The sequence below is a fragment of the Streptomyces coryli genome (assembly GCF_011044975.1).
Lineage (GTDB): Bacteria > Actinomycetota > Actinomycetes > Streptomycetales > Streptomycetaceae > Streptomyces > Streptomyces coryli.
The window spans coordinates 1-4,045 of record NZ_JAAKZV010000415.1 but is presented as its reverse complement, the minus strand read 5'-3'; the positions used below and the strand labels follow the sequence as shown (position 1 = coordinate 4,045).

At 70.7% G+C, this 4,045-nt stretch carries 4 protein-coding genes; all 4 read left to right on the top strand.

Going from position 1 to position 4,045, the window contains the following annotated elements; translation table 11 throughout:
* The first annotated feature begins 61 nt into the window (after nt 1-61).
* From deoC to G5C51_RS40375, 4 genes are read left to right on the top strand one after another with little or no spacing between them, the layout of a single operon-like run.
* A complete protein-coding gene (gene deoC / locus G5C51_RS40390) occupies nt 62-1,024 on the top strand; it encodes a deoxyribose-phosphate aldolase (protein ID WP_165245677.1) in 963 nt (320 codons plus the stop codon).
* Nucleotides 1,025-1,032: 8 nt separating this feature from the next.
* Entirely contained in the window at nt 1,033-2,469 is a 1,437-nt protein-coding gene (locus tag G5C51_RS40385; RefSeq protein ID WP_165245675.1) for an aldehyde dehydrogenase family protein, read from the top strand.
* Nucleotides 2,462-3,349, top strand: coding sequence for an aldehyde dehydrogenase family protein (locus G5C51_RS40380; RefSeq protein WP_165245673.1), 888 nt, complete (start codon nt 2,462-2,464; stop codon nt 3,347-3,349). The genes G5C51_RS40385 and G5C51_RS40380 overlap by 8 nt, the downstream gene beginning before the upstream one ends.
* Nucleotides 3,350-3,369: 20 nt before the next feature.
* Nucleotides 3,370-3,975: a hypothetical protein gene (locus G5C51_RS40375; RefSeq protein WP_165245671.1), complete on the top strand. Its 606-nt coding sequence runs from the start codon at nt 3,370-3,372 to the stop codon at nt 3,973-3,975.
* Nucleotides 3,976-4,045: the final 70 nt, after the last annotated feature.

Genomic DNA, 4,045 nt, shown 5'->3' with positions numbered 1-4,045 from the left:
CTTCCTCTCCCTCACCCCCTCCCCAAGACGCTACGCGTGTAGATATGCTCGTCTTGTGAGCATGTCTCGTACCGCGTCCCCGGCTGCTACAGCCCCCTTCGCCGAGGTGACCGCTTCCGACAGCGCGCTGCGCCGCTTCCTGCACGGACTGCCGGGCGTCGACCCGGTGGGCCTGGAGGCCCGCGCCGCGTCCCTGGGCACCCGTTCCATCAAGACGACGGCCAAGGCGTACGCCCTGGACCTGGCGATCTCGATGATCGACCTGACGACGCTGGAAGGCGCCGACACCCCCGGCAAGGTCCGCTCGCTCGCCGCGAAGGCGGTGAACCCGGACCCGACCGACCGCGACACCCCGCGCGTCGCCGCCGTCTGCGTCTACCCCGACATGGCCGGCATCGCCGCCCAGGGCGTCAAGGGCAGCGGCGTCAAGGTCGCCTCCGTCGCCACCGCCTTCCCGGCGGGCCGCGCGGCCCTGCACGTGAAGCTGGCGGACACCCGCGACGCCGTCGCCGCCGGCGCGGACGAGATCGACATGGTCATCGACCGCGGTGCCTTCCTGTCCGGCCGCTATCTCCAGGTCTTCGAGGAGATCAAGGCCGTCAAGGAGGCCACCGGCAAGGCCCGGCTGAAGGTCATCTTCGAGACCGGCGAGCTGTCGACGTACGACAACATCCGCCGCGCCTCGTGGCTGGGCATGCTGGCGGGCGCCGACTTCATCAAGACCTCGACGGGCAAGGTCGCCGTGAACGCCACCCCGGCGAACACGCTCCTGATGCTCCAGGCTGTCCGCGACTTCCGCGACCAGACCGGGGTACAGGTGGGCGTGAAGCCGGCCGGCGGCATCCGGACCGCCAAGGACGCGATCAAGTTCCTGGTGCTGGTGAACGAGACGGCGGGCCCGGACTGGCTGGACAACCACTGGTTCCGCTTCGGCGCTTCCAGCCTGCTCAACGACCTGCTGATGCAGCGCCAGAAGCTGGCCACCGGCCGCTACTCCGGCCCCGACTACGTGACGGTGGACTGAGCGAGATCATGACCAATCCCTTTGAGTACGCCCCCGCCCCCGAGTCCCGGTCCGTCGTCGACATCGCACCCTCGTACGGGCTCTTCATCGACGGCGAGTTCGCCGAAGCCGCGGACGGCAAGGTCTTCAAGACCGTCTCCCCGGCGACGGAAGAGGTCCTCTCCGAGATCGCCCAGGCCGGCGAGGCCGACGTGGACCGGGCCGTGCAGGCCGCCCGCCGCGCCTTCGGCCCCTGGTCGGCGCTCCCGGGCGCCGAACGCGCCAAGTACCTCTTCCGCATCGCCCGGATCATCCAGGAGCGCTCCCGCGAGCTGGCCGTCCTGGAGACCCTGGACAACGGCAAGCCGATCAAGGAGACCCGCGACGCGGATCTCCCGCTGATCGCGGCCCACTTCTTCTACTACGCGGGCTGGGCCGACAAGCTCGACCACGCGGGCTTCGGCCCGAACCCGAAGCCGCTGGGCGTGGCCGGCCAGGTCATCCCGTGGAACTTCCCGCTGCTGATGCTGGCCTGGAAGATCGCCCCGGCCCTGGCGACCGGCAACACGGTCGTCCTCAAGCCCGCCGAGACGACCCCCCTCTCCGCCCTGTTCTTCGCGGACATCTGCCGCCAGGCGGGCCTGCCCAAGGGCGTCGTCAACATCATCCCGGGCTACGGCGACGCCGGCGCGGCCCTGGTCGCGCACCCGGACGTCGACAAGGTCGCCTTTACGGGCTCCACCGCCGTCGGCAAGCAGATCGCCCGTACGGTCGCCGGCAGCAAGAAGAAGCTCACCCTCGAACTGGGCGGCAAGGGCGCCAACATCGTCTTCGACGACGCCCCCATCGACCAGGCCGTCGAGGGCATCGTCAACGGCATCTTCTTCAACCAGGGCCAGGTCTGCTGCGCCGGCTCCCGCCTCCTCATCCAGGAGTCGGTGGCGGACGAGGTCCTCGACGCCCTCAAGACCCGCCTGTCGACCCTCCGCCTCGGCGACCCGCTCGACAAGAACACCGACATCGGCGCGATCAACTCCGCCGAGCAGCTCGCCCGCATCACCGAGCTCGCCGAGGCCGGCGAGGCCGAGGGCGCCGAGCGCTGGACCGCGCCGTGCGAACTGCCCGCCGACGGCTACTGGTTCGCCCCGACGCTCTTCACCGGCGTCACCCAGGCGCACCGCATCGCCCGCGAGGAGGTCTTCGGCCCGGTCCTGTCGGTCCTGACCTTCCGCACCCCGGCCGAGGCGGTGGCGAAGGCCAACAACACCCCGTACGGCCTCTCCGCCGGCATCTGGACGGAGAAGGGCTCCCGGATCCTGTCCGTCGCCAACAGCCTGCGAGCGGGCGTCGTCTGGGCGAATACGTTCAACAAGTTCGACCCGACCTCGCCCTTCGGCGGCTACAAGGAGTCGGGTTTCGGCCGCGAGGGCGGCCGCCACGGTCTGGAGGCGTACCTCAATGTCTGACGCACGACTTGGCGTCCTCAAGACCTACAAGCTCTACATCGGCGGCAAATTCCCGAGGTCGGAGAGCGGGCGCGTGTACGAGGTCACCACCAGCAAGGGCGAGTGGCTCGCCAACGCCCCCCAGTCCTCCCGCAAGGACGCCCGCGACGCGGTCGTGGCCGCCCGCAAGGCCTTCAGCGGCTGGTCGGGCGCCACCGCGTACAACCGCGGCCAAGTCCTTTACCGGGTCGCGGAGATGCTCGAGGGCCGCAAGGACCAGTTCGTACGGGAGGTCGCCGACGCCGAGGGCCTGGGCAAGTCCCGCGCCGCGGCGGTCGTGGACGCGGCCATCGACCGCTGGGTCTGGTACGCCGGCTGGACCGACAAGATCGCCCAGGTGGTCGGCGGCGGCAATCCGGTCGCGGGCCCGTTCTTCAACCTCTCCTCCCCCGAGCCGACCGGCGTCGTCGCGGTCCTGGCCCCGCAGGAGTCGTCCTTCCTCGGCCTGGTCTCGGTCGTGGCGCCGGTAATCGCGACGGGCAACACCGCCGTTGTCGTCAGCAGCGAGTCCGCCCCGCTCCCCGCCCTCTCCCTCGCCGAGGTGCTCGCCACCTCGGACGTCCCGGGCGGCGTGGTGAACGTCCTCTCCGGCCGTACGGCCGAGATCGCCCCGACCCTGGCCGCGCACCAGGACGTGAACGCGATCGACCTCACCGGCGCCGACCCGGCGCTGGCGAAGGACCTGGAGACGGCCGCCGCGGACAACCTCAAGCGCGTCCTGCGCGCAGGACCGCACGACTGGTCGCAGACCCCGGGCACCAAGCGCCTGACGGCGTTCCTGGAGACGAAGACGGTCTGGCACCCGACGGGCTCGCTCGGCGTCGGCGGCTCGGCGTACTGACCGCCTTCATACTGAAAGGCATGCCCGCACGCGTCATCCTCCTCACCGGTCCCTCAGGCTCCGGGAAGTCCCGCCTCGCCGCCGAGGCGGGACTTCCCATCCTGCGGCTCGACGACTTCTACAAGGAGGGCGACGACCCCACGCTGCCCACCATGGACGGCGAGATCGGCGTGGACTGGGACCACCCCGCCTCATGGAACGCCGGCTCCGCGGTGGCCGCCATCGAGGAGCTCTGCGCCACCGGGCGCACCGACACCCCGGTCTACGACATCTCCAAGAGCGCCATCACCGGCCACGAGATCTTCGAGCTCAAGGACGAGCCGCTCTTCATCGCCGAGGGCATCTTCGCGGCGGAGATCGTGCGCGAGGTGCAGGCCCGCGGCCTGCTCGCGGACGCGCTCAGCCTGCAGCGCGGCGCCGGGCGCACCTTCCGCCGCCGGCTCCTGCGCGATCTCAGGGAGGGCCGTAAGGCCCCGCATGTGCTCGTGCTCCGCGGCTGGCGGCTGATGCAGGCGGAACCGGCCATCATCAAGCGCCAGGTCGCCCTCGGCGCCCACGCCTGCGGCAAGCGCGAGGCGCTGGCCCGTATCGCCGCGGCGAAGGAAAAGACACAGCTCCAGGCATGACGAAGCGGGGCCAGTCAGACCCCCCGGCTGTCCGGCCCCGCTTCGTCGTTCCCCCGTGTTACCCCCCGAG